The sequence below is a fragment of the Kitasatospora sp. NPDC059973 genome (genome assembly GCF_042737525.1).
Taxonomy (GTDB): domain Bacteria; phylum Actinomycetota; class Actinomycetes; order Streptomycetales; family Streptomycetaceae; genus Kitasatospora.
On sequence record NZ_JBHWUI010000067.1, the window covers coordinates 1 to 24,163 of the forward strand.

At 73.5% G+C, this 24,163-nt stretch carries 26 protein-coding genes; 11 read left to right on the forward strand and 15 right to left on the reverse strand.

Annotated features, from left to right (window positions below; translation table 11 throughout):
• The first annotated feature begins 684 nt into the window (after positions 1 to 684).
• The 3 genes from ACFWA9_RS19560 (at position 685) to ACFWA9_RS19570 (ending at position 4,647) form a co-directional block, all read left to right on the forward strand.
• Complete coding sequence (locus ACFWA9_RS19560) at positions 685 to 1,962, forward strand: PTS transporter subunit EIIC (protein WP_329487827.1); 1,278 nt, start codon at positions 685 to 687, stop codon at positions 1,960 to 1,962.
• A gap of 352 nt (positions 1,963 to 2,314) precedes the next feature.
• Positions 2,315 to 3,370: an LLM class flavin-dependent oxidoreductase gene (locus tag ACFWA9_RS19565; RefSeq protein WP_380388497.1), complete on the forward strand. Its 1,056-nt coding sequence runs from the start codon at positions 2,315 to 2,317 to the stop codon at positions 3,368 to 3,370.
• Positions 3,367 to 4,647 (forward strand): LLM class flavin-dependent oxidoreductase, encoded by a 1,281-nt coding sequence (locus ACFWA9_RS19570; protein ID WP_380388499.1) that lies wholly within the window; start codon positions 3,367 to 3,369, stop codon positions 4,645 to 4,647. The genes ACFWA9_RS19565 and ACFWA9_RS19570 overlap by 4 nt, the downstream gene beginning before the upstream one ends.
• Before the next feature lie 37 nt (positions 4,648 to 4,684).
• Here ACFWA9_RS19570 and ACFWA9_RS19575 read toward each other — a convergent pair whose 3' ends face one another.
• Entirely contained in the window at positions 4,685 to 5,764 is a 1,080-nt protein-coding gene (locus tag ACFWA9_RS19575) for a LuxR C-terminal-related transcriptional regulator (RefSeq protein ID WP_380388501.1), read from the reverse strand.
• A gap of 201 nt (positions 5,765 to 5,965) precedes the next feature.
• On the opposite strand from ACFWA9_RS19575, the gene ACFWA9_RS19580 reads away from it, so the two are divergent.
• On the forward strand, positions 5,966 to 6,880 hold the full coding sequence (locus ACFWA9_RS19580) for a branched-chain amino acid transaminase (RefSeq protein ID WP_380388503.1): 915 nt from the start codon (positions 5,966 to 5,968) through the stop codon (positions 6,878 to 6,880).
• A 4-nt stretch (positions 6,881 to 6,884) separates the two neighbouring features.
• Here ACFWA9_RS19580 and ACFWA9_RS19585 read toward each other — a convergent pair whose 3' ends face one another.
• Together ACFWA9_RS19585 and ACFWA9_RS19590 are read right to left on the reverse strand one after the other, a co-directional pair.
• A complete protein-coding gene (locus ACFWA9_RS19585) occupies positions 6,885 to 7,631 on the reverse strand; it encodes an MBL fold metallo-hydrolase (RefSeq protein ID WP_352293196.1) in 747 nt (248 codons plus the stop codon).
• Between the two features lie 183 nt (positions 7,632 to 7,814).
• Positions 7,815 to 8,006: a MerR family transcriptional regulator gene (locus ACFWA9_RS19590; RefSeq protein ID WP_329487833.1), complete on the reverse strand. Its 192-nt coding sequence runs from the start codon at positions 8,004 to 8,006 to the stop codon at positions 7,815 to 7,817.
• A 184-nt stretch (positions 8,007 to 8,190) separates the two neighbouring features.
• On the opposite strand from ACFWA9_RS19590, the gene ACFWA9_RS19595 reads away from it, so the two are divergent.
• Positions 8,191 to 8,643: a type II toxin-antitoxin system PemK/MazF family toxin gene (locus ACFWA9_RS19595; RefSeq protein ID WP_329487834.1), complete on the forward strand. Its 453-nt coding sequence runs from the start codon at positions 8,191 to 8,193 to the stop codon at positions 8,641 to 8,643.
• Positions 8,644 to 8,767: 124 nt separating this feature from the next.
• Here ACFWA9_RS19595 and ACFWA9_RS19600 read toward each other — a convergent pair whose 3' ends face one another.
• The 7 genes from ACFWA9_RS19600 to clpS form a co-directional block, all read right to left on the reverse strand.
• Positions 8,768 to 9,736, reverse strand: a complete 969-nt coding sequence (locus ACFWA9_RS19600) for a cysteine synthase (protein ID WP_329487836.1) — start codon at positions 9,734 to 9,736, stop codon at positions 8,768 to 8,770.
• Between the two features lie 81 nt (positions 9,737 to 9,817).
• Positions 9,818 to 10,096: a MoaD/ThiS family protein gene (locus tag ACFWA9_RS19605; RefSeq protein WP_030394231.1), complete on the reverse strand. Its 279-nt coding sequence runs from the start codon at positions 10,094 to 10,096 to the stop codon at positions 9,818 to 9,820.
• Positions 10,097 to 10,199: 103 nt separating this feature from the next.
• Positions 10,200 to 10,319 carry a putative leader peptide gene (locus ACFWA9_RS19610; RefSeq protein WP_327677307.1) on the reverse strand — a complete coding sequence of 40 codons (120 nt, stop codon included), beginning with the start codon at positions 10,317 to 10,319 and terminating at the stop codon, positions 10,200 to 10,202.
• A gap of 138 nt (positions 10,320 to 10,457) precedes the next feature.
• Complete coding sequence (locus ACFWA9_RS19615) at positions 10,458 to 10,889, reverse strand: M67 family metallopeptidase (RefSeq protein ID WP_329487837.1); 432 nt, start codon at positions 10,887 to 10,889, stop codon at positions 10,458 to 10,460.
• 88 nt (positions 10,890 to 10,977) lie between these two features.
• Complete coding sequence (locus tag ACFWA9_RS19620; RefSeq protein WP_329487838.1) at positions 10,978 to 12,432, reverse strand: amino acid permease; 1,455 nt, start codon at positions 12,430 to 12,432, stop codon at positions 10,978 to 10,980.
• Between the two features lie 187 nt (positions 12,433 to 12,619).
• Positions 12,620 to 13,195 carry a DUF2017 domain-containing protein gene (locus ACFWA9_RS19625; protein WP_329487839.1) on the reverse strand — a complete coding sequence of 192 codons (576 nt, stop codon included), beginning with the start codon at positions 13,193 to 13,195 and terminating at the stop codon, positions 12,620 to 12,622.
• A 59-nt stretch (positions 13,196 to 13,254) separates the two neighbouring features.
• Complete coding sequence (gene clpS / locus ACFWA9_RS19630) at positions 13,255 to 13,548, reverse strand: ATP-dependent Clp protease adapter ClpS (protein WP_329487840.1); 294 nt, start codon at positions 13,546 to 13,548, stop codon at positions 13,255 to 13,257.
• Between the two features lie 152 nt (positions 13,549 to 13,700).
• On the opposite strand from clpS, the gene ACFWA9_RS19635 reads away from it, so the two are divergent.
• A complete protein-coding gene (locus tag ACFWA9_RS19635) occupies positions 13,701 to 15,017 on the forward strand; it encodes a nicotinate phosphoribosyltransferase (RefSeq protein ID WP_352293200.1) in 1,317 nt (438 codons plus the stop codon).
• Between the two features lie 159 nt (positions 15,018 to 15,176).
• Positions 15,177 to 15,767, forward strand: coding sequence for an isochorismatase family protein (locus ACFWA9_RS19640; RefSeq protein ID WP_329487842.1), 591 nt, complete (start codon positions 15,177 to 15,179; stop codon positions 15,765 to 15,767).
• Between the two features lie 19 nt (positions 15,768 to 15,786).
• Here ACFWA9_RS19640 and ACFWA9_RS19645 read toward each other — a convergent pair whose 3' ends face one another.
• A complete protein-coding gene (locus ACFWA9_RS19645; protein WP_352293201.1) occupies positions 15,787 to 16,818 on the reverse strand; it encodes a hypothetical protein in 1,032 nt (343 codons plus the stop codon).
• 255 nt (positions 16,819 to 17,073) lie between these two features.
• Here ACFWA9_RS19645 and ACFWA9_RS19650 point away from each other — a divergent pair, with 255 nt between their 5' ends.
• Positions 17,074 to 17,586: a hypothetical protein gene (locus tag ACFWA9_RS19650; RefSeq protein ID WP_352293203.1), complete on the forward strand. Its 513-nt coding sequence runs from the start codon at positions 17,074 to 17,076 to the stop codon at positions 17,584 to 17,586.
• A 733-nt stretch (positions 17,587 to 18,319) separates the two neighbouring features.
• Positions 18,320 to 18,754: an RNA polymerase sigma factor gene (locus ACFWA9_RS19655; RefSeq protein WP_380388509.1), complete on the forward strand. Its 435-nt coding sequence runs from the start codon at positions 18,320 to 18,322 to the stop codon at positions 18,752 to 18,754.
• A gap of 66 nt (positions 18,755 to 18,820) precedes the next feature.
• Here the strand turns inward: ACFWA9_RS19655 and ACFWA9_RS19660 are convergent, their stop codons facing one another.
• Both ACFWA9_RS19660 and ACFWA9_RS19665 read right to left on the reverse strand, forming a co-directional pair.
• Positions 18,821 to 19,423: a DinB family protein gene (locus ACFWA9_RS19660; RefSeq protein ID WP_380388511.1), complete on the reverse strand. Its 603-nt coding sequence runs from the start codon at positions 19,421 to 19,423 to the stop codon at positions 18,821 to 18,823.
• 115 nt (positions 19,424 to 19,538) lie between these two features.
• Positions 19,539 to 19,934, reverse strand: a complete 396-nt coding sequence (locus tag ACFWA9_RS19665) for a winged helix-turn-helix transcriptional regulator (RefSeq protein WP_380388513.1) — start codon at positions 19,932 to 19,934, stop codon at positions 19,539 to 19,541.
• A 130-nt stretch (positions 19,935 to 20,064) separates the two neighbouring features.
• Between ACFWA9_RS19665 and ACFWA9_RS19670 the strand changes: the two genes are divergently transcribed.
• Complete coding sequence (locus tag ACFWA9_RS19670) at positions 20,065 to 20,724, forward strand: NAD(P)-dependent oxidoreductase (RefSeq protein WP_380388515.1); 660 nt, start codon at positions 20,065 to 20,067, stop codon at positions 20,722 to 20,724.
• Between the two features lie 124 nt (positions 20,725 to 20,848).
• The gene (locus ACFWA9_RS19675; protein WP_329487847.1) at positions 20,849 to 21,337 is read left to right on the forward strand and encodes a GNAT family N-acetyltransferase; all 489 of its coding nucleotides are present in this window, start codon (positions 20,849 to 20,851) and stop codon (positions 21,335 to 21,337) included.
• A 24-nt stretch (positions 21,338 to 21,361) separates the two neighbouring features.
• Here the strand turns inward: ACFWA9_RS19675 and mycP are convergent, their stop codons facing one another.
• Together mycP and ACFWA9_RS19685 are read right to left on the reverse strand one after the other, a co-directional pair.
• Positions 21,362 to 22,621 (reverse strand): type VII secretion-associated serine protease mycosin, encoded by a 1,260-nt coding sequence (mycP, locus tag ACFWA9_RS19680; RefSeq protein WP_380388517.1) that lies wholly within the window; start codon positions 22,619 to 22,621, stop codon positions 21,362 to 21,364.
• 89 nt (positions 22,622 to 22,710) lie between these two features.
• Positions 22,711 to 24,120: a hypothetical protein gene (locus ACFWA9_RS19685; RefSeq protein WP_380388519.1), complete on the reverse strand. Its 1,410-nt coding sequence runs from the start codon at positions 24,118 to 24,120 to the stop codon at positions 22,711 to 22,713.
• Between the last annotated feature and the right edge of the window lie 43 nt (positions 24,121 to 24,163).

Genomic DNA, 24,163 nt, shown 5'->3' on the forward strand with positions numbered 1-24,163 from the left:
GGCCGCGGTGTTTTCCCACCCCCCCCCCCGCCCGGCCGGGCGCCCCCCGGGGCGGGGCGGCGCGGTCGGAGGGGGCCACCCGGGCCCCCCCGGGTGGGGGGAAGATCACCGCCGCCGCGCGGCGCACCGCGCGGCAATGCGTCACCGTACTCGCCCACCGGCTTCGCCTTTGGTTTCTCCGAGCCGGCGAGGGCGGTCGCCGAGTCCGGTCGCAATGCGGCGGCGAATACCCGCGGCGGGTCCAGGGGGGTCCGGCACATCGCACCGGCCCCTCGCCGCGAGCCCGGCACCTGCCGCGCCCCGGCCGTCCGGCACCCGCGGCGACCCCCGGCCCGGCGACGGACGGCGCCCGGCGGGAGCGTCCGGCCGCCCGCGCCCGCCCGCTGCCGCCGCCCTCCCGGCCGTCCGTCCGGGGGTCGCCGGGCCCGCCGGGGGTTGCCCCGGCCTTTTTGTTGCGCAAATAGCCAAAATCCCAATCACGGCGGGTAATCATGATCGTCGATCCGCAAGTAGGTTTCGATTTCATAGCGCTTCTCACCAGCACCGCTTTCAGGGCTTCCCCCCCTTCTCCACCCGTGCTACAAAACTGGTCTACACCACGTGTGGTGTAGACCAGTTCGCGGTTCGGCCCCTCTGTGCACCTACCCCCCGACCGACCCGCCCTGCCGTTAGGAACCCACCCCCATGAGTCAGTCTGCGCAGGCACCGGCGCCCGCCGCGGCTCCGGCCACGCCAAGCCCCACCAAGAAGTTCGGCCAGAACCTGCTGCAGGGTCTGCAGAAGATCGGCCGCAGCCTCCAGCTGCCCATCGCCGTTCTCCCCGCCGCCGGTCTGCTGCTGCGGCTCGGCCAGGACGACGTGTTCGGCAAGGACGGCCTCGGCTGGGACAAGGTCGCCGCGGTGTTCAACACCGCCGGTGGCGCCGTCTTCGACAACCTGCCGCTGCTGTTCGCGGTGGGCATCGCGATCGGCTTCGCCAAGAAGGCCGACGGCTCCACCGCGCTCGCGGCCCTCGTCGGCTTCCTGGTGTACAAGAACGTGCTGACCGCGTTCCCGGTCACCGAGGCCCAGGTCCTGCCCGGCAAGGACGCGGCCGCCACGTACCAGAACCCGGGCGTGCTCGGCGGCATCGTGATCGGTCTGCTCTCGGCCGTGCTGTGGCAGAAGTACCACCGCACCCGGCTGGTCGACTGGCTCGGCTTCTTCAACGGCCGCCGCCTGGTCCCGATCATCATGGCCTTCGTCGGCACCGCCGTCGGTGTGGTCTTCGCCCTGACCTGGGGCCCGATCGGCGACGCCATCAAGAGCCTGAACGACTCCCTGATCGGTGCCGGCGCGTTCGGTGCCGGTGCGTTCGGCCTGGTCAACCGCGGTCTGCTGCCGGTCGGCATGCACCAGTTCGTGAACTCCTACGCCTGGTTCCAGACCGGTGACTTCACCAAGCCCGACGGCACCGTCGTGCACGGCGACCTGACCCGCTTCTTCGCCGGTGACCCGACCGCCGGACAGTTCATGTCGGGCTTCTTCCCGATCATGATGTTCGCCCTGCCGGCCGCCGCGTTCGCCATCGCCCACACCGCCAAGCCGCACCGCCGCAAGGCCGTCACCGGCATGATGCTCTCGCTGGCGCTGACCTCCTTCGTGACCGGTGTCACCGAGCCGATCGAGTTCTCCTTCGTCTTCATCGCCCCGGTCCTGTACGTGATCCACGCGCTGCTGACCGCCGTCTCGATGGCCGTCACCTGGGCGCTCGGCGTGCACGACGGCTTCACCTTCTCCGGTGGTCTGATCGACTACCTGCTGGCGTGGAACAAGGCCACCGACCCGTGGATGATCATCCCGCTGGGTCTCGTGTTCGGGGCGCTGTACTACTTCCTGTTCCGCTTCGCGATCGTCAAGTTCAACCTCAAGACCCCCGGTCGCGAGGACGACGAGGAGATCGAGGACGTCACCAAGGCCTGACGCCGAGGAACGACCCGCACCACCCCACGGCCCGGCCCGCGGCCACCGCCCGGCCGGTGGGACGACGGTTGACGAACCGGCGACCGCGCTGGTCAACTGAGGCGGTGAACGCGCCGCGCATCCTGGTCAGCCGCTGCCACATCGACTTCGGTCGTGTGTGGTCGGCCGCGTGTTGCGCCTGACCCGTCCGTTCCCCCCGCCGCCGCCCGGCTGACCTCCCGCCGCGCCCCGGCCCCCGCTTCCCCGCCTCTCGTGTCGGCCCGTACCCGGGCCACCGCCACGTACCCAGCTGCGTCCCGTGCGCGAACCGAAGATGAAGCCGCGCACGCACGAGGAAAGTCAAGGCCACGCCATGCCGCGCCAGTTGCACCTGTCCGCCGCCGTCGACAGCCCCGGCCGCTTCGACGCCGGGCACTTCACCGCCCTCGCCCGCCACGCCGAGCGCGCCGCGCTCGACTTCGTCACCCTCGACGACTCCTACGCACCCGAGCCGCACCGGCTCGACGCCCTCGCCACCTTCGCCCGGCTCGCGCCGCTGACCCGGGGGCTCGGCCTGGTCCCGACCGTCACCACCACGCACACCGAGCCGTTCCACACCTCGATATCGGTCAACACCCTGGACTGGGTGAGCGAGGGCCGGGCCGGCTGGCTGATCGGGATCTCCGACACCGAGGCGCAGGCCCGGGCCTTCGGGCGCAAGGGCGTCGCCCCGGCCGACGAGCTCTGGGCGGAGGCGGCCGACGCCGCCGAGGTCGCCGCGCGGCTCTGGGACAGCTGGGAGGACGACGCGGAGATCCGCGACGTGGCCACCGGCCGGTTCATCGACCGGGACAAGCTGCACTACATCGACTTCACGGGCCCGCACTTCTCGGTCCGCGGCCCCTCCATCACCCCTCGGCCGCCCCAGGGCCGACCGGTGATCGCCGTCCCGGTCTCCGCCGCCGACCTCGCCCCGGACGCCCCCGCCGGCGGCCGGGCCCGGGTGGAGACGGCCGCCCGGTACGCGGACGTCGTCCTGCTGGACGCCCCCGGCCCGGCGGCCCGGCTGACCGCCGCCACCGAACTGCGGCTGCGGGCCGGCGAGGGCCTGCGGATCCTCGCCCGGCTCACCGCGGACCTCCCCGACGGCGCCTCGATCAGCGCGCTGATCAGGGAGGTCACCGAGGGCGGCGGCGGCGTCGACGGCTTCCACCTCGTCCCCGCCGACCCGGCCCGGGACCTCGCCGCGGTGGCCGACCACGTCGTCCCGGCCCTGCGCGAGCGCGGCCTGTTCCGCACCGGCTACACCGGCACCACCCTGCGCGACCACCTCGGCCTGGCCCGCCCGGCCAACCGGTACGCCCCCGCCACTCCCGCTCCCGCCGCTCCCACGGCGACCGCCGCCGCCCACGCCGAGGTGACCCGATGACGGACCGACCGCTGAAGCAGATCCACCTCGCCGCGCACTTCCCCGGCGTCAACAACACCACGGTCTGGACCGACCCGGCGTCCCGCAGCCAGGTCGAGTTCGCCTCCTTCCGCCACCTCGCGGAGACCGCCGAGCGCGGCCGGTTCGACTTCTTCTTCCTCGCCGAGGGCCTGCGGCTGCGCGAGGTCAACGGCCTGATCCACGACCTGGACGTGGTCGGCCGGCCCGAGTCGATCACCGTGCTCGGCGCGCTGGCCGCCGTCACCACCCACCTCGGCCTGGCCGCCACCGTCAACGCGACCTTCAACGAGCCGTACGAGCTGGCCCGCCGGTTCGCGTCGCTCGACCACCTCTCCGGCGGCCGGGCGGCCTGGAACGTGGTCACCTCCTCGGACGCCTTCACCGGCGAGAACTTCCGCCGCGGCGGCTTCCTCGACCGCGCCGACCGGTACACCCGAGCCGCCGAGTTCGTCCAGCTGGCACGGGAGTTCTGGGACGGCGGGCTGGTCCGGCACAGCGGCCCGCAGTTCGACGTCGAGGGCCGGCTGCCGCTGCCGCGCCCGCCGCAGGGCCACCCGGTGGTGATCCAGGCCGGGGACTCCGACGAGGGCCGGGAGTTCGCCGCCGCCACCGCCGACATCATCTTCAGCCGGCACTCGACCCTCACCGCCGGCCAGGCCTTCCACACCGACGTCAAGCGCCGGCTGGCCGCGTACGGGCGCAAGCCGGACGAGCTGAAGATCATGCCCGGGGTCACCTACGTCCTGGGCGACACCGACGAGGAGGCGACCGAGCGGGCCGCCGAGATCCGCCGCGCCCAGGTCGGACCGCGGACCGCCATCGCCTACCTGGAGCAGGTCTGGGGCATCGACCTGTCCGACCACGACCCGGACGGCCCGCTGCCCACCGCCGACCCGGTGGTCGACAGCACCGTCGTCCAGGGCCGGACCAGGATCGGGGACCCGCTGGAGATCGCCGCCCGGTGGCGCGCGGTCGCCGCCGAGAAGCGGCTCAGCAGCCGCGAGCTGGTGATCGAAGTGACCGGCCGGCAGTCCTTCATCGGCACCCCGGCGGCGGTCGCCGAGCAGCTCGACGCCTATGTGCAGAACGACGCGGCGGACGGCTTCATCCTCGTCCCGCACCTCACCCCGGGCGGCCTGGACGACTTCGTCGACCAGGTGGTGCCGCTGCTCCAGGAACGCGGGGTGTTCCGCACCGAGTACACCGGGACGACCCTGCGCGACCACCTCGGCCTGCCCGTCCCCGGGCGGCGCTGAGCGCCTCGGACGGGCGGGCACCCCGCCCGGAACGGCCTCAGATCCGGCCGAGGCGGGCCGCGTGGACGCCGGCCTGGAAGCGGCTCTCCGCGCCCAGGTCGGCGGTCAGCTCGGCGACCAGCCGGCGCACCGTCCGCTCGGAGACCTCCAGCTTCCGGGCGATCGCGGCATCCGTCAGCCCGGCCGCGAGCAGCCGCAGCACCACGTCATGACGGTCCGTCCTCCCCGCCGCCCCCGGATGCAGTTCCGGCGGGGTCGAGGCCGCCGACCAGAAGTACTCGAACAGCTCCGCGACCAGGGCGACCAGGGCCGGCTCGCGGACCACCACGGCGGTCTCCGCACGGCCCCGGACCCGGGGAGCGGCCGCGTCCGGCCCGTCCTCGGACACCTCGTCCGACAGGTCGCCCGGCGCGGGCAGGATCGCCAGCCGGGCGTCGACCACGATCAGCCGGAGCGGCAGCGAGTGCGCGACCCTGATCCGCGCCCCGGCCCCGGTCAGCTCCCGGACGTGCGCGAGCACGGCGGGCCGGCGCAGCACGGCGGCCGGGTAGACGGAGCGCAGGGCGGCGCCGCGGTCGAGGGCGAGGCGTTCGCGGGCCAGCTTGCCCGCCAGGGCCGGGCCGGAGAGGTCCTGGCCGGGCCGGAGGGAGAGAGCCCGGGTGCGGGCGCCGCGGGCCGCGTCCTCCAGCAGGGCGGCGATCCGGTCGGCGCCGCGGACGAGCTCGAGGGCGGCGCCGCCGGGCCGGCGGTGCTGGACCGGCAGGTAGCCGGTGTGCAGGCGGTCGACGGAGTCGCGGGCCCGGCCCAGGGCCTCGACGAGGGCGGTGACCTGGGTGTCCGCGTCGAGCAGCAGCTGGCGGACAGCGGTGTCGACGGAGACGGCGGCGTGTCCGGCCGCGCCGGTGCCGTCCGCCCCGGCGGCCGCGGTGGGCTGGAGCAGGCCGAGGGCGCGGAGTTCGGCGGTGGCGGCGGCCAGGCGGGGCTCGTCCCAGCCGAGGCCGAGGTCGGCGGCCGGACGGCCGGGTTCGGCGAGCAGCCGGGCGTAGAGCCGGGTGGCGTCGCGGTCGGGGCCGCCGGCGGGGTGGTCGGCCCGCGCCGCACTCTCCATGCGCTCCATCGGCGCAGCGTAGTGAGGCCGGGCGCGGGCGGGCCGGGGTTTCCGAGGAGCGAGACGGCGGGCCGGGGTTTCCGAGGGGCAGGGCGGCGGGCCGGGGTTTCCGAGGGGCGGGGCGGCGGGCCGGTTCCGCTCCCGGTCATGTCCGGTTGCGGCAGCGCCGGGAGGGCCCGGCCGCGGTCCGGCGGCGGCCAGGATGGGGCCATGGCTCTTCCCGAGGCTTCGACGATCTGGATGGACGGCGCGCTGGTGCCCTGGCAGCAGGCGCGGACGCATGTGCTGACGCACGGCCTGCACTACGGCACGGGGGTGCTGGAGGGCACCCGGGTGTTCGAGACGGCGGACGGTCCGGCGGTGTTCCGGCTGCCCGAGCACCTGCGCCGGCTGGACCGCAGTGCGCGGATGCTGCGGATGGAACTCCCCTACAGTGTGGAGGATTTGACCAAGGCGACGGTGGAGCTGGTCCGGGCGAACGGCCACCGGTCGTGCTATCTGCGGCACTTCGCGTTCCTGGGGTACGGCTCGATGGGCCTGGACATGCGCTTCTCGCCCACCACCACGGCGATCGCGAGTTGGCAGTGGCAGTCCCAACTGCCGGACAGCGGTGGTGGGATCAGGGTGAAGACGAGCAGTTGGCGGCGGAACGACCCGAACGCGGTGCCGCCCGCGGCGAAGGCGACCGGGCCGTATCTGAACTCGGTGCTGGCCCGCCGGGAGGCGAGCGACGCGGGGTACGACGAGGCGCTGCTGCTGGGGTCGGACGGTTCGGTGAGCGAGTGCACCGGCGAGAACGTGTTCCTGGTGCGTGACGGGGTGCTGCGGACGCCGCCGTCGAGCGCGGGCGCGTTGGAGGGGATCACCCAGGACACCGTGCTGGAGCTGGCCGCCGGTCTGGGGGTGCCGGTGCGGGTGGAGGGTCTGCTGCGCTCGGACCTGTACGCGGCGGACGAGGTGTTCCTGTGCGGGACGGCGGCCGGGGTGGTGCCGGTGCGGTCACTGGACGACCGCGAGCTGCCGTCCTCCCCCGGCCCGGTCACGGAGCGGCTGCGCGAGGCGTACGAGGCGGCGGTCTCCGGCGAGGACCCGCGCTACCGGCGCTGGCTGACGCCGGTGGGGTGAGCGTTCAGAGGTCGTAGACGGCGCCGGCTCTCGCGATGTCGACCGGTCCGGCGAAGGCGGCGGCGGCGTCCCGGCGGTTGTGTTCGGCGTCGGTCCACGGCGGGATGTGGGTGAGGACGAGCCGGCGGGCGCGGGCGGCGGTGGCGTGTTCGCCGGCCTCGCGGCCGTTGAGGTGGACGGCCCGGTAGGTGTCGCGGCCGTCGATGTAGGCGGCTTCGCAGAGGAAGAGGTCGCTGTCGCGGGCGAGTTCGACGAGGGCGGCGCTCTCGCCGGTGTCGCCGGAGTAGACGAGGGCGCGGCCGGCGTGTTCGAGCCGGAAGGCGAACGCGTCGACGGGGTGGTTGACCTGGGCGACCTCGATCCGGAACGGGCCGAGGTCGAAGGCGCCGGGGGTGAGGGTCCGGAAGTCGAAGACCCCCTTCATGCCGGGGTTCTCGGGCATGTCGTAGGCGCGGGCCATCCGCTCGGCGGTGCCGGCCGGGCCGTAGACGGGCAACGGGTCGGGGCAACCCTCGGCCCGGTAGTTGCGGGCGACCCAGTAGGCGCAGAGGTCGACGCAGTGGTCGGCGTGCAGGTGGCTGAGCAGGACGGCGTCGACCTCGTAGAGGCTGACGTACTTCTGCAGGGCGCCGAGCGCGCCGTTGCCGAGGTCGAGTACGACGCGGTAGCCGTCGGCCTCCACGAGGTAGCTGGAGCACGGCGAGTCGGCGGACGGGAAGCTCCCCGAGCACCCCACCACGGTCAGTTTCATCCGAGCCCCTCCGCCCCGACACGTTTCGGCTGCTGCTGGTCAATGGCAGTACCGGCCGGTGAACCGGCGGGTAGCACTGCGTTCGCGTGTCGAGAGTAAGGGCGGAGGGGCACTTTGCCCCCGTCTCCGTGCCGGGCTGTGGCTGGAATCACCAGAACGCCGGGGGCGGCTCGGTGCGGTGGTTCAGCGGTGGCCGGGGCGCCGGCGGGCCCAGGCCTTGATCGTGTCGGGGTGCCAGCGGGGGTGTCCGTTGCCGTCGACGGCATCGGGGTCGGGGAGCAGGCCGTGCCGGCGGTAGTTGCGGACGGTCTCCGGCTGGACGTTGATGTGGCGGGCGATCTCGGCGTACGACCACAGGTCGGTGCTGCGGCTCACGGGTCACCTCGGGGTGCAGGGGGGACGTGCGTGATCAGCTTTCCGGGCCCCGGGAGCGGCATCCGGCGCACAACGGACTCCGTGGTCATTCCGTGACGAACCGGGAGCAGGGAACGGATAAATGCCCGACTGTCACAGCCGTCGTGGTGGTGGGGCCGGCCGGGTGCCGGGTACGGTCTGGCGCATGACTGGCTTCTGGGTGCTGCTGGCCGTGGCGGGTGCCGCGCTGCTGGCCGTTGTCGTGTCGGTGCTGGTGCGGCGGGCGCGCGGCGGGCCCGCGCCGACCCGGCCGGCGCCGCGGCCGCGCCCGGCGAAGGGGCGCCCGGGCCCGGCGCCGCAGGAGATCTGGTGGGCGGAGGTGCCGTTCGAGGACGGCCCGGGGGCGAAGGACCGCCCCTGCCTGGTGCTGCGGGTCGGCGGCCGGACCGCGACCGTCGCGAAGATCACCAGCAAGCACCACGCGGAGCGGCCGGGCGTACTGGCGCTGCCGCCCGGCTCGGTGGGCGACCGCCAGGGGCGGACCAGCTGGCTGGAGACCGACGAGCTGCGCGAGGTGCCGCTCTCGGCCTTCCGCCGCCGGGCGGGTGTGGTCGACGGGCGGATCTGGGCCCGGGCCCGGCAGGCGGTCTCGGGCTAGGGGCGTCCGGCCGGGCCGGTCCGGGCCGGAGGGACGGGCCCGGAGCCTTCGTCAGGCCCGGGCCTTCGTCGGGCGCGGAGCCCTCGCGGGGCGCGGAGCCCTCGTCGGGGCCCCGGAGCCTTCGTCAGGCCCAGAGCTGGCCCTGCAGGGCCTCGACCGCGGCCTCGGTCGACTCGGCGGTGTAGATGCCGGTGGAGAGGTACTTCCAGCCGCCGTCCGCGACGACGAAGACGATGTCGGCGCGCTCCGCGGCGGTGGCGGCCTTGCGGCCGACGCCGATCGCGGCGTGCAGGATGGCGCCGGTGGAGACGCCCGCGAAGATGCCCTCCTGCTGGAGGAGTTCACGGGTGCGGCGGACGGCGTCGGCGGAGCCGACCGAGAAGCGGGTGGTGAGCACCTCGGCGTCGTACAGCTCGGGGACGAAGCCCTCGTCGAGGTTGCGCAGGCCGTAGACCAGGTCGTCGTAGCGGGGCTCGGCGGCGACGATCCGCACCCCGGGCACCTTCTCGCGCAGGAACCGGCCGACGCCCATCAGGGTGCCGGTGGTGCCCAGGCCGGCCACGAAGTGGGTGACGGAGGGCAGGTCCGCGAGGATCTCGGGGCCGGTGGTGGCGTAGTGGGCGCCGGCGTTGTCGGGGTTGCCGTACTGGTAGAGCATCACCCAGTCGGGGTGCTCGGCGGCGATCTCCTTGGCGATCCGCACCGCGGTGTTGGAGCCGCCGGCGGCCGGTGAGGGGATGATCTCCGCGCCCCACATGCGCAGCAGTTCGCGGCGCTCCTCGCTGGTGTTCTCCGGCATCACGCAGACCATCCGGTAGCCCTTGAGCTTGGCGGCCATGGCGAGCGAGATGCCGGTGTTGCCGCTGGTGGGTTCCAGGATGGTGCACCCGGGGGTGAGCAGCCCGGCGGCCTCGGCGCGCTCGATCATGTGCAGCGCGGGGCGGTCCTTGATGGAGCCGGTGGGGTTGCGGTCCTCCAGCTTGGCCCAGAGGGTCACCAGGCCGTCGGTGTTGCCGGGGACGGCGGCGGAGAGTCGGGGCAGGCGGACCAGCGGGGTGTTGCCGACGGCTTCGAGCGGGCTGTCGTAACGCAAGGGGTGCCTCCGGCAACGGCGGTGAGGGTCGGGTGCGGCGGTCCTCCCGCCCGCGCGGCCGGCGGGCGGGAGGGCCGGAGGTCAGCGGGCGCCGCCGGCCACGGCGGGCAGGATGGTGACGCTGTCGCCGTCGGCGAGGGCGGTGGAGATGCCCTCCAGGAAGCGGACGTCCTCGTCGTTGAGGTAGACGTTGACGAAGCGGCGCAGCTCGCCGCCGTCCAGCAGGCGGGCGGCGATGCCCGGGTGGCGGGCGTCGAGGTCCTGGAAGAGTTCCCCGAGGTTGCTGCCGGTGCCCTCGACGGCCTTGGCGCCGTCGGTGTAGGTGCGGAGGATGGTCGGGATGCGGACCTCGATGGCCATGGGTGCGCTCCTGTGCGAGTCGTGAGGTGGGTGGGCCGCAGCGGGCGCGGCAGGTCGGGTCCGGCCCGGTGCGCAGGGCGTGCGGCGGGCCTGGGCGGGCGGCTCAGCGCGAGCGCGCCGGCGTGCCGGGACAGATCGCGCTGGCGAGCCGGCACAGGTCGACGTGCAGGCGCGCCACGAGGCGGGTGCCCGGGGCCTGAGTGCTCACATCGACGGAACGCATGGGCTCATCGTATAGATTCCCGGGCTCGCTCCGACATGCCCGTCTCGGAATCCGGATGTTTCCGTTTCTGTGGCTGAGACGGCAGGGCCCGCCGCCGTCGCTCGGACGGTCGGCGGGCCGCGCCCAGGGGGGTGCCGGTCAGGGCTGGTAGGCCTCGACGACCTGGACGTCTTCCTCCGTGATCGCGCCGTCCACGATGCGGAACGATCGGAACTGGTACGGGTCGTCCGGGCCGTTGCCGTCGGCGGTGGAGACCAGGACGTAGTGGGCGAACGGCTCGGAGGCGTAGCTCACGTCGGTGCGCGAGGGGTAGGCCTCGGTGGCGGTGTGCGAGTGGTAGACGATCACGGGCTCCTCGTCCCGGTCGTCCATCTCGCGGTAGAGCTTCAGCAGGTCGCCCGAGTCGAACTCGTAGAAGGTGGGCGACCGGGCGGCGTTGAGCATCGGGACGAACCGCTCGGGCCGTCCGCTGCCGGCCGGTCCGGCGACCACGCCACAGGCCTCGTCCGGGTGGTCGGCGCGGGCGTGGGCGACGATGGCGTCGCGCAGTTCTCGGGTGATGGTCAGCATGCGGTCAGGATAGCCACGCCCCGGCGGGTGTCCGCCGGGGCGTCCGGGGCGTGGTCGGCGCCGGTCCGGGAGGCGGACGGCGGGCGGCTCAGTGGCCGCCGCCGTTGCCGTTGCGGGCGTGCAGGTGGTCGTGGGCGACGGCGTGGACGGCCTGCGGGCGGCGGCGCTTGAGCACCTGGTAGCCGACCACGAGCAGGACGGCCCAGCCGGGGAAGACGTACAGCGAGATGCGGTTGTCCTTGTCGAGCGCGATCAGGACGATCACCAGGGCGAGGAAGCCGAGGGCGGCCCAGCTGCTCCAGAGGCCGCCGGGCGCCTTGAAGCCGGGGGGCGGCAGGTGGCCGCCCTTCCAGGCCTTCCGGTAGCGGATCTGGGAGACCAGGATGACCGCCCAGGTCCAGAGGCCGCAGACGGTGGCCACCGAGGTGATGTACTCGAACGCCTTGGCCGGGACGAGGTAGTTGAGCACCACGCCGGCGCCCATCAGCAGCGAGGAGAGGGTGATCGCGACGGCGGGGCTGCGGTGGGAGTTGAGCTTGGTGAGCCGGCCCGGGGCCTGGCCGCGCAGGGCGAGGTCGCGCAGCATCCGGCCGGTGGAGTACATGCCGGAGTTGCAGGAGGAGAGCGCCGCGGTGAGCACCACGAAGTTGATGATGCCGGCCGCGGCGGGGATGCCGATCTTGCCGAAGGCGGCGACGAACGGGCTGACGCCGGGCTGGAATTCGGTCCACGGCACCAGCGACAGGATGATCACCAGGGCGCCGATGTAGAAGAGCGCGATCCGCCAGGGCAGCGTGTTGATGGCGCGCGGCAGGGTCTTCTGCGGGTTCTCGCTCTCGCCGGCGGTGACCCCGACGAGCTCCACCCCGAGGTAGGCGAACATGACGATCTGCAGGGTCATCACGGTGGCGCCGATCCCCTTGGGGAAGAAGCCGCCGTTGTCCCAGAGGTGGGTGATCGACGCGGTGTCACCGGCGTCGCTGAAGCCGAGGGTCAGCACGCCGATGCCGATCAGGATCATGCCGATGATGGCGGTGACCTTGACCATCGAGAACCAGAACTCGATCTCGCCGAACAGCTTCACCGAGATCAGGTTGGCCCCGTAGAGGATGACCAGGAAGGTGAGCGCGCTGAGCCACTGCGGGATGCCGGGCGCCCAGAACTTCACGTAGACGGCGGCGGCGGTGGTCTCGGCCATGCCGGTGACCACCCAGAACAGCCAGTACGTCCAGCCGGTCACGAAGCCGGCGAAGGGGCCGAGGAACTCCCGGGCGTACTCGGCGAAGCTGCCGGCGACCGGGCGGTAGGTGAGCAGCTCGCCGAGAGCCCGCATGATCACGAAGATCACCACGCCGGCCACGGCGTAGGAGAGGATCAGGCTCGGTCCGGACTTGGAGATCGCGGTGCCGGCGCCGAGGAAGAGCCCGGTGCCGATGGCGCCGCCGATGGCGATCATCTGGATCTGGCGACTGCCCAGACCCCGCTCGTAGCCCTCCTCGTCCGGTTTGGAGTCGACGACCTCGTCGTAGATCTGTTCGGCCATGGTGCACCGTCCTGGGTGGGTCTCGTGGGGTGGAGCAGTCGTACCACGCAGGTTCCGGATAGCGGTGTTCATCTGAGCGATATTTGAGCATGTCGTCATATGATTCCGCCCGTTTTGAGCGGAAAAGCCGTGACCCCCCGTCCAGCATGCGGACGGGGGGTCACGGCGGCCCGGCGGCGGGGCGGGATCAGTCCGCGATCGCCTCCAGCAGCGACTCCTGCAGCGCCCCCAGCCACAGGTAGGCCATCACCAGCGGCTTGCGCTCGTCGCTGTCCGGCAGGTCGTACAGGCCCTGCTCGTCCTCCTCCTCGACCTCCAGCCGCACCCCCAGGGTGAGCCGCAGGTCGTTGAGCGCGCCCAGCCAGCGCAGGCAGTCGGCGGCGGCCAGCTTGAGCACGCCGCCCTCGCCGCCGAGACCGTCCAGCGCGCGGACCACCTGCAGCGCGTCCTCGCGCTTGCGGGCCCGCAGGTCCAGCTCGGTGTAGCGGCGGAACTCCCGGGCGGCTTCCCTGGCCTCGGCGTCGTCCGGCTTCTCCGGGTCGCCGTAGGCGTCGGGGAAGAGCCGGGCCAGCGCCGGGTCGGCGGGGGCCTCGGTCGGCCCGTCGGCGAACAGCGCGGCGAGCGGGTCGTCGGAGTCCCCGCCCGGGCCCGGTCCGATCAGCTCCAGCATCTGCACCTCCAGCGAGCGCAGGATGGAGGCCTCCAGCTCGTCCAGCGCGATCGCCGCGCTCCCGCCGCCGGCACTCTCGAACAACCCAGCCATCTGTATCGGTCAGCCCGTCTTCGTCGTCTTCGGTGGGGTGCGGGGACGCGGTCCGCGGGTCAGTCGTGCTGCAGCGTGGCCCACAGTCCGTAGCCGTGCATGGCCTGCACGTCGCGCTCCATCTCCTCGCGGGACCCGCTGGAGACCACCGCCCGGCCCTTGCTGTGCACCTCCATCATCAGCTTCCGGGCCTTGTCCTTCGGGTAGCCGAAGTAGGCCTGGAACACGTACTGGACGTAGCTCATCAGGTTGACCGGGTCGTTGTGCACGATGGTCACCCAGGGCGTGTCCGGCTCCGCCACCGGCAGGCCTTCGACCTCCGGGCGCTCGATCTCCACGGGCGCGACACTCACCGCTGGGTCCTCCTCGCCGTTCTTCCCGCACATACCCCTTCAGCCCCCATGCTGCCATCCGGGGAACCTCCGGGCGATTCCGGCCCGGCGTCCGCGAAGACCCCCGACGAGAAATCGTCAATCTGACGCTAAGTGGTAGTAGCATCATCCCCATGGACGCCACTTCAGTGCGCGCGGCCGGTTCGACCGCGCTCCTCACCGACCGCTACGAGCTCACCATGTTGCAGGCCGCCCTGCGCAGCGGAGCCGCGCACCGCCGCTCCGTCTTCGAGGTGTTCACCCGCCGCCTGCCGGCCGGCCGCCGCTACGGCGTGATGGCCGGCACCGGGCGGGTGCTCGACGCCGTCGAGAACTTCCGCTTCACCAGCGCGCAGCTCGACTGGCTGGCCGGCCAGGGCGTGGTCGAGGAGGACACCCTGCGCTTCCTGGCCGACTACCGGTTCACCGGCGACATCCACGGCTACCCGGAGGGCGAGGTCTACTTCCCCGGTTCGCCGCTGCTCACCGTCGAGGGCAGCTTCGCCGAGGCGGTGATCCTGGAGACGGTGATCCTCTCGATCCTCAACCACGACTCGGCGATCGCGGCCGCCGCCGCCCGGATGACCGCGGCCGCCGGCGGCCGCCCGTGCATCGAGATGGGCGCCCGGCGCGCCCACGAGCAGGCCGCCGTGGCCGCCGCCCGCGCCGCGTACGTGGCCGGCTTCGCGGCCACCTCCGACCTGGAGGCCGGCTTCACCTACGACATCCCGACCACCGGCACCGCCGCCCACGCCTTCACCCTGGTGCACGACGACGAGCGGGGCGCGTTCCGGGCGCAGATCGCCTCGATGGGCCGGGGCACCACCCTGCTGGTCGACACCTTCGACCTGCGCGAGGCCGTGCGCACCGCCGTCGAGGTGGCCGGCCCCGAGCTCGGCGCGGTGCGGATCGACTCCGGCGACCTCACCCTGCTGGCCCACCGGGTCCGCCGTCAGCTGGACGAGCTCGGCGCCGAGAAGACCCGGATCATCGTCACCTCCGACCTGGACGAGTACGCGATCGCCGCGCTGGCCGCCGCCCCGGTCGACGGCTACGGCGTCGGCACCAGCCTGGTCACCGGCAGCGGCCACCCGACCTGCGCGATGGTCTACAAGCTGGTCGCCCGCGCCCAGGTGCCGGACGGACCGCTGCTGCCGGTCGCCAAGCGCTCGGCGGGCGCCAAGAGCAGTGTCGGCGGCCGCAAGTGGGCGGCCCGCCGCCCCGACCAGGACGGCGTCGCCGAGGCCGAGGTGGTCGGCACCGGGCCGATCCCGGCCGAGCTGGAACCGCACCTCCTTCAGGTACCGCTGGTGCGGGCCGGCGAGGTGGTCGGCCGGGAGCCGCTCGGCGCGGCGCGCGAGCGGCTCGTCCGGGCCCTGGCCGGGCTGCCGCTGTCGGCGACCCAGTTGTCCAAGGGCGACCCGGTGCTGCCGACCGAACTGATCGTCTGACCGCCGGTCGGCGCGGGCCGCACGACCGGCGGCGGAGGGCCCGGGCGCTCCCCGGGCCTTCCGCCACCGGGTGCCACTGCCTACAGTCGACCGTAGAGTTCCACCGGAAGCGCGGAGAACCAGCGCACCGCCCCCACCACACCACCGAGGATGCAAGCCATGCACCGGGCACTGATCGTCGTCGACGTGCAGAACGACTTCTGCGAGGGCGGCAGCCTGGCCGTCGCCGGCGGGGCCGAGGTGGCCGCCGCGATCACCGACCTGATCGCCGAGTCCCCCGCCGGCTACCAGCACGTCCTCGCGACCCGCGACAACCACATCGATCCGGGCGACCACTTCTCCGACCACCCGGACTACGTCAACAGCTGGCCGGTGCACTGCGTGGCGGGCACCGAGGGCGTCGGCTTCCACCCCAACTTCGCGCCCTCCGTCACCTCCGGCGCGATCGAGGCGGTCTTCGACAAGGGCGCCTACGCGGCGGCGTACAGCGGATTCGAGGGCGTCGACGAGAACAACCGCGGCCCGATCGAGTGGCTGCGCGAGCGTCAGGTCAGCGAGGTCGACGTGGTCGGGCTCGCCACCGACCACTGCGTCAAGGCCACCGCGCTGGACGCGGTCCGGGCGGGCTTCGCGACCCGGATCCTGCTCGACCTCACGGCCGGCGTGTCGCCGCGGACCACCGCCGCCGCGCTGGAGGAGCTGCGGGCGGCCGGCGTCGAACTGGTCGGGACGCCGACGGTTCGGGGCTGAGCCCCGGGGCGGCGCCGGCTCACCGCTCGGTGACCAGCAGCTCCACCACGTCGGTGCCGCCCTGGCGGAAGGCCTCGCGCAGCTCGGCGCCGACGGCCTCCGGCTCGTCGGCCAGCCGCGCACCGGAGAGGTAGACCACCCGGACCCCGAGGTACTCCATCCGGTGCTGGCCGGCGCGCACCCAGGCGGCCTCCCCCTCGCTGACGCAGCGCAGCTCGGAGTCGACCTCCACCGCCACCCCCGACCGCGGCCAGTAGAGGTCCGGGACGGCGATGTAGGTGCCGCCGCGCATCCGCAGCTCGGGACCGGTCAGCGGGGCGGGCAGCAGCCACTCGTCCAGCAGGGCGCCGACCCGTTCCAGCACCGCCTCCCGCTCGGCGGCCAGCAGCTCGTCCAGCGCGGCCCGCACCCGCAGGTCGGCGGCCAGCCCGGACTCGGTCAGCTCGGCGACCAACTCCCGGACGGTGCAGCGGATGCCGGGGCGCGCCACGGCCTCCCGCAGCACCGCGCGGACCGGCAGCGCGACGCCCTCGCCGAACGCCGGCGCGGCGCCGTCCGCCGTCCACTCGCGCAGCGCGTCGGCGACCGCCCGGGCGACCGGCGCGCAGGCCAGGCCGTGCACCGAGCTGGCGACCAACTCCCGCTCGGTGCGCCGGATCCGCACCCCGCCGGCGTCCTTCAGGCGGCGCTGGCGGGGCACCAGGACGTCCACCCCGGTGACGGCGGGCAGCCGGGGCACGGCGGCGAAGCCGTAGAGCGCCAGCGCGGCCGTCCCGGTGATCACCGCCCCCTCCCGGCGGCCCTCCTCGCGCCCGTTCTGCGCGGCGTAGAGCAGGGCCGCCCACATCCGCTGCTCCGGGGTCGGCTCGGCGGACTGCAGGAGGTAGACCCTGGGCAGCAGCCGCTGCCACGGGCCGCCGCGGCGGCAGTGCTCGGTGACCACCCGGGCCGGCACGCCCCGGGCGCGCAGCTGGCTGGCGGTGATGACGTTCTGCTGACGCTTCGCCAGTTCCTCCAGGGAGGGCGGCGGCGAGGGGATCCGGTAGCTCATGCCGACACCATCCCCAACCGCCCGCACCGACCATCGGCCACCTGACGCACTGTTACCCAACCGTCGCGAAACCGGGACCAGCCCGCACTAAAGTCCTCATACCCTCACTCATTCGGCGTAATAGGCGTTCATATACTTGTCATCATTGATCGATGCCGATCGACCACCAGGGTGTCTGACCGTGCGTGACCAAGGGCATACGATGAAGCGCGTCCGGACGTCACTCCCACTCCCCGGATTGCCTACTCTTGGTGCATGTCACGTGACGAGACCGCCGGCCTCCGCGCGGCCCAGCTCCGCCTTGGCCGCCTGCCCGGATACGTCCGCCGGCCGGACCCGGCCCGCCGCAGCGGCGAACAGGGCCATACGTACAAAAAGGGCTGGGAGGTTCGCTTCACCGCCCGCAGCGAGGCGGAGATAGCCGAGATCCGCGACCTGGTGGTCGCCGCCGGATTCGCCCCGGCCAGGCCCTTCTTCAAGGGCCACCAGCTGATCCAGCCCGTCTACGGGATGGCCGCCGTCCAGGCCTACCTGGCCGCGAGACAGGCGGCCGAGGACCAGGCCGCCCGCATCGCGGTCGGCCGCGAACGACGGACCGACGACCCCACCGGGCCGGACCCGGCCGCCAGCGCGAGCGCCGCCGGAGCCGCCGCGGCGGCGGCCGAACTGGCCCGGCGGCGGGCCGTCGAGGCGTTTCCCGCCCAGCTCGGACGGGCCGCCGCGGCGGACGGCCGGATCACCACGTCCGAGGCCGGGCGCACCGGCTGACGTTCGCTCGGACGAGCGACCCGCGTCACGCGCCCGCGCGCCGGGCGCCGGAGCGCCACCGACACGGACAGGGCGGCCGGAGGGGGCCGGACCGCCCGCCCCGCCGCCTCGACCGCACCGCTTCGACCCGATCCCGGTCCCGGTCCACCCGTCCCCACCGTCTCCGCCCAGCACCGCACAGCTCTGCACAGCACCGCACAGCCCCGCCCAGTACGCACAGCCCCACAGGGCTGCACCGGGGACTCCGTCAGGCCCCATCCGGCCCCACGCGACCCCTCCCGGCCGGCCGGCTCCCACCCGGCACCGCCCCCCGGCGGCGCGAGCGCACCACCCCTTCGCCGACCCGCCCCGGGGACCGTCCGAACACCTGCCCAGGCCCGCCACGCGCGCGACCGGTTGCGCGCGTGCGGCTTCACGCCGATGGCGTGGACGTGAGCCGCCGAACCGCCTACGGTGGCTCATCAACCGCCCCGCGACTCCCTCGCCCCACCCCGCTGACCGGCCACGACGCACTCAGATCCGCGCCTGCCGCACCACTGCGCCCCACTCCACCACCGGCCCCGCACCACCTTGCCGTCCGCTCGCCCGCATCCGGCCACCGCCGGAACCGGCCGAGCGGCGGTGCGTTCCGGGCATTCAATCCGATTGGTCACCCAGCGCACCGAGCGCCTACCGTAGAGTGAGCACAGATGATCGACCGTCAGAAGCCCATCTCACTTGCCGAGAAGCCGAGATGACCAACCGTCATGACAGCACCGCCGAGCCTCCCCCGGGGCTCGACGAACCGCCTGCCGTACCGCTGGAGTTCGCGGCCTTCTGCGAGCTGCACCGACCGCGGTACCTCAGCTACGCCCGGGTATGGCTGCCGGACCAGACCGAGGCGGCCGGCGCGGTCCAACAGGCCTTCGCCGAAATCGCCGTCCACTGGCGGGAGTTACTGGGCAGCTCCAACCCCACGGCGCACGCCTGGCAGATCCTGCGCGGCACGGTCGGCGAGCACACCCGCCGGCCCGGACCCGACCACCCGGCCGCCGACGACGACCTGGCGATCCTGCACTACGTGGTCGGCCTCGCCGCACCCGAGATCGCCGATGTCATCGGCACCGACACCGCCAGCGTGGCCGGCCGACTCCGCCGCACCATGCTGCGTGAGGCCTCCGGCTGGTGACCCCGGCCGAGCCCTCGCGCCGGGCCGCCGCGCCGCGTACCGGCGCCCGGACCCGCGACCGGTGGATCAGACCCGCTCGCCCGTCACGTCGTAGAGGTGGTGGACCGGGTCGTGGACCAGGTAGCGGGCGAACGACTCCACCGTGAAGCGCGCGCCGTCGCTGCGGTTGCCGGTGCGCCGCCACTGCTCGTCCGTGACCCGCTCGAAGGCGTCCGCCAGGATCCGCGCCGCCGCGGCCAGATCCGCCGCGACGGCGTCCGGCCGCTGCTCCCCGTAGCGTTCGGCGACGGCCGTCTCGTCCTGGTCCCAGTTCGGGAAGTCCGGGCCCTCCCGGTCGAGCATGAGGTTCAGCCGGACGTGGAACAGTCGGAAGACGTCCCGCACGTGGCAGGCGTACTCCAGGCCCGACCAGGTCTCCGGGCGGGGCCGCCGGCGCAGCGCCTCACCGTCACCGGCCAGGACCGCCACCCAGGCCTCCGCGTTGGCCCGGATCAGCCCGGGGACGGCCTCGCGGGCCACGGCCCCGGAGTCCAGGCCGCAGTCCGGGCAGGCCCGCTCCAGGACCCAGGTCCAGTCCTTGGTGTCCGGGACGACGGCGTCGGGGGTGCCGACGGTTCCGGGGGCGGCGGCCGGAGCCTTCGGGGCGGGGGCGTTCTCAGGGCTGGTCATGCGTCCAGGATGGCCGCGGGGAACGGCCCGCCACCAGCGGCCCGACCGCCAGCGACCGCCGACATCCTGCCAGCGCCGCACGGCCGCGCCGCCCCGCTCAGCCGTCCCGCCCGGCTCAGCCGTTCCGCCCGGCCTCGTCCCGCTCGTACGCCTCCCGCGCCTCCAGCAGGCCGGCCAGGTTCCGGCGGCTCCAGTCGCAGAGCGCGTCCATCGGCTCCAGCAGCGTGCGGCCGAGCGGCGTCAGCGCGTACTCCACCCGGGGCGGGTTCTCGTCGTACTCGGTGCGGCTCACCGCGCCGTCCTGCTCCATCGCGCGCAAGGACTCGGCCAGCACCTTCGAGGTGATGCCGACCAGCGGCACCCGCAGCTCGGAGAAGCGGCGCGGGCCGCCCTCCAGACAGCGCATGATCCTCCAGGACCACTTCCGGCCGCCCAGCACCGGGATCGTCGGCACCGGGCAGTCCGGGTCGAAGAAGTCCGGGGACAGCGGTTCGAGTACGGGCCGGGTCATGCCCCGAAGGTAGCCGACGCGGCGTCCGGCCGGCCCCGCGCCGGTACCGTTGAAGTAACCGGCACCCCCCCGGTCTACCGTCCCGGCAACGGCGGGCGACAGCGCCCCCGGCGAGCGGACGGAGACCGCCATGAGCAGCACCGGCGAGCAGGTCGGAACAGACGTCGTCGTGTTCGGCGCGGGCGGGCAGGTCGGGCGCGCCGTGGTCGCCGAGGCCCGGCGGCGCGGGCTGACCGTCACCGCCGCCGTGCGCGACCCCGAGCGCCACCGCGACCTCGCGGACACCGGCGCCGCCCTGGTCCGCTGCGACGTCACCGACGAGGCCGCCGTCGCCGCCTCGGCCCTCGGGCACACCGCCGCCGTCAGCACCGTGTACACCCCCGACGTGCCCTCCGTCCGGTTCTACCGGGCCGCCACCGACGCCCTGGTGGCCGGCCTCGCCACGGCCGGGGTCCACCGCCTGGTCCACGTGGGAGTCGCCACCACGCTGGAGACCGCGCCCGGCACCGCCGTCCACGACGACCCCGCGTTCCCCGAGGCCTACCGCGCCTTCTCGCTCGGCCACTCCGGCGCACTGGACCGGCTGCGGGCGTCCGCCCCCGCGCTGGACTGGGTCGTCGTCACCCCGCCCCTCGACCTCGACCGCACCGCGCCCGGTACCGGCCGCTACCGGGTCGGCGGCCCGCGGGTCCTCGGCGAGCGGATCGCCCAGGCCGACCTCGCGGTGGCCGTCGTCGACGAGGCCGCCGCACCGGCGCACCACCGTGAGCAGATCGCCGTCGCGGCGTAGCCGGGGCCGCACGACGGGGTGGCGTCGCGACCGGGTGGCGGGGCGGCCGGGCGTCGGGGCGGCGGGGCGTCGCGCGGCGAAACCCCCTGGTCGGGCGGGGGTTCCCGGGTCCATGCTGGGCACCATGCTCATCCGCGAAGCCACCCCCGCCGACTGGCCGGCCATCTGGGCCTTCCTCCGCGAGATCGTCGCCGCCGGCGAGACCTACAGCTGGGACCGCGACACCACCGAGGACCGGGCCCGCGCGCTCTGGTGCAAACCCGCCCCCGGCCGCACCTTCGTCGCCGTCGACGAGGACGGCACCGTCCTGGGCACCGCCGAGAGCCACCCCAACCAGGCCGGCGGCGGCGCCCACGTCGCCAACGCGGGCTTCATGGTCGACCCCCGCCACTCCGGCCGGGGCGTCGCCCGCGCCCTCGGCGCCCACGTCCTCGACCAGGCCCGCGCCGACGGCTACCGCGCGATGCAGTTCAACGCCGTCGTGGAGACCAACACCCGGGCGGTGGCCCTCTGGGAGTCCCTGGGCTTCGAGATCCTCACCACCGTCCCCGAAGCCTTCCACCACCCCCGGAAGGGCTACGTCGGCCTGCACATCATGCACCGCCGGCTCTGAGGACGGCGCCCGCGCACACCCGGCTCACCACTGCGGCGGGTACGGATAGGGGCTCGCCGCGACGGCCCGCCGCCGCTTCCGCGCCCGCGCCGCCAACCCCGCCGCCACCCCGGCGACCACCAGCACCAGCAGCCCCCCGGCCCCGAGCAGCGTGTACGTGACCCCCGCGTTCCCGCCCGCCCCCGCCACCGGCGCCGCCACCGGCGCCGCCATCGGCGGCCCGGAGGCACCGTCGCCGGGCACCGCCCCGGAATCCGGCGGAGCCCCCTGCGACTCCGCCCGCCCGAGCAACGGATTGGCCCTGGGCCCGCCGTCCACCGCGGGATTCGCCTCCAGCGCCCTGGCCGGATCGACGATCCCGTACCCGTAATGCGCGTTCGGCACCGCCGAGCCGTCCCCCGGCGCCGTCGCACTCTTGATCATCCGATTGATGACCTGCCCCGCCGAGAGCCCGGGATACTTCGACCTGATCAGCGCGGCGGTGGCCGAGACGTAGGCGGTGGCGTCGGAGGTGCCGTTGCCGATGCCATAGCTCGACGCGGACTTGGCCGTGGCCTGATAGACCTCGACCCCCGGCGCGGCCAGGGTGACCTCGGGCCCTGAGGTGGACCTCTCCCAGACCCGTCCTCCGTCGTCGACGGCTCCGACCGCGACGACCCCGGGAAACGCGGCCGGGTACGAGACTGCCTTCAGATCCCCTCCGGTATTCCCGGCGGCGGCTACCAGCAGGACGTCCTTGGAAGCGGCATAGCCGATGGCCTCGCGCACCTCGGAGTCGAATCGGGACGCTCCGCCGATGGACATATTGACCACCTTCGCGCCGTGGTCCACCGCGAACCGAACGGCCGACGCAAGGCTGTTCTGTTGAAGCCCTGTCGCTTCGCCGTTCGCCGTCAGTCTGACGGGGAGGACTTTCGCCTTGGGCGCCAGCCCCATGATTCCGTCCTGGGCGCCGTGCCCGTGCCCCACGATCAGACTCGCCATCGACGTTCCATGGCCGTCGCTGTCGACACGCCCGTCCGAGTTCGCCCCGGAGAAGTCGGCGCCGGGGAGGACCTGCCCTGCCAAGTCCTGGTGTTCCTGGCTGACTCCACTGTCCAGCAGCCCGACAATCACGCCTTCGCCCTGGCTGACTGGCCAGACCTTCTTCTCGGCTTCGAAGGTCTTCAGAGCCCACTGCTTGTCGCGGATCTGATCTGCCGCTGCCGGCGTGGCGCAGGTGGCCCAGAGCAAGCCCCCAGCGGCGATAGCCGCTGCACTGCGCGCCAGTCGGTTGCTCGTCAAATCTGGTCACTCCACTCAGCGATGTGCCCCGCAGATCACCGATCTGCGGGACACCGGATCAGATCAACCCGCCCTCCCCGAGGACAGGCTCATTCCACCACGTTCGGATTGGTCGGTTTGTCCGACGCCCAGGTCTCCTCGTCCTCCACCAGATAGTCCGGGCGCTTGGAGCTCTTCTCCTCGTTCTTCTTGCGCTGCCTGGCCTCGCCGACCGGCACTCCCGGTGCCACGCCGCTCGTACCTCCGACCCCCAGGTCGGCCTTCGCCCGGGCTCGGGCGCCCAGGCCCGAGCCGCCCTCGGTGAATGCGTACCTACCGCCCCCGCCGGTGCTGGAACGGCCGCCCTCACCGATGACACCGCCGGTACGCCCCGGTGTCCTGCTGCCGCCCGTGGTCGCACCTGCGCCACGGCCACCGGCTCCGCTCCCGCTCCCGCTCCCGAACACCCCACCGGCGCCGACGGCTCGACCGCTACGGTTCACAGACTTCTCAGCGGCGCTCGGCCGGCCCATCGGGTCCTTACCCAAGCCGGCACCGTTGCCCTGGGCGCTTCCGGAGGCACTCTTCGCACCCGCGGTCGTCCCGCCCGGGTCGACGGACGGCCCGCCTCCGGGGACGGCCCCGGTGGGCCTCGGAAGCCTTCCTGGCCCGCTACCCGGATTGCCACCGGACGACTGTGTTCCGGCTGTCACGACGTTGTTGCTGGTGGCGTTGTTGGGAGCGTTCACCACCGCGGCATCGATACCCACTCCCGGGCCGTAGTTCGTCGTTCCGGGGGGCTTGGGAAGCGTCTGCGCGGTACCGCCCTTGATCCCCGCATCGGTGGGCGCGGGAGGAGCGGCCGAGACGGGGCGCTTGACCGGGGGCGGCTCGGACGTCCTCCGAGGCTGGGCCTGCTGCTCCCCGACCTGGGTCGGAGTCATCGTGGGACCGCCGAGGCCGGTGCCCGCCATCATCGCGCTGGCGACGGCTGCCGAGCCGCTCGAATCGTCCTGAGGACCGATGTCGCGATTGTCACCCAGCTTTCCGAGCGGCTGGTAAGGCGGTGGTGGCTTCAGCATCGGGGTGGCGACGCGGTAGTGCATGGCGAGGGTCTGCATCACCGCGGCGGCTTCGAGTTTGCGCTGTTCGGCGATGGCCGTCCTGCTGTCCTCGTCGTCGTCGCCGAAGAGGGACGAGACGGTGTCGCCGATGCCGTCCTTGACCTGGTCCCAGCCGCTGGGTTCCTCGGGCATGTCGTGCTTGGCCTTGGCGATGGCCTCGGACATCGCCTTGAGGGTGTTGGCGGCGTCGTTGGCGTAGGAGGCCGCGTTGTTGATGGTGGCGGCGAGGTTGAGCATGCGGGTGTGGAAGGCGTCGCTGGTGGTGCCTTCCCAGCTGACGGCGGCCTCGGTGCTGGCCCGGGTGAGGGTGGCGCGGATGGCTTTGAGGGTGTCGGCGGCGCGGCGCCAGGGGTCGCCGGCGGCCATCACCTCTCCGGGGTTGAGGGCCTGGGCCATCTTCCGGAGTTCGGCGTGGCTGTAGTCGTTGAAGTTGGTGTAC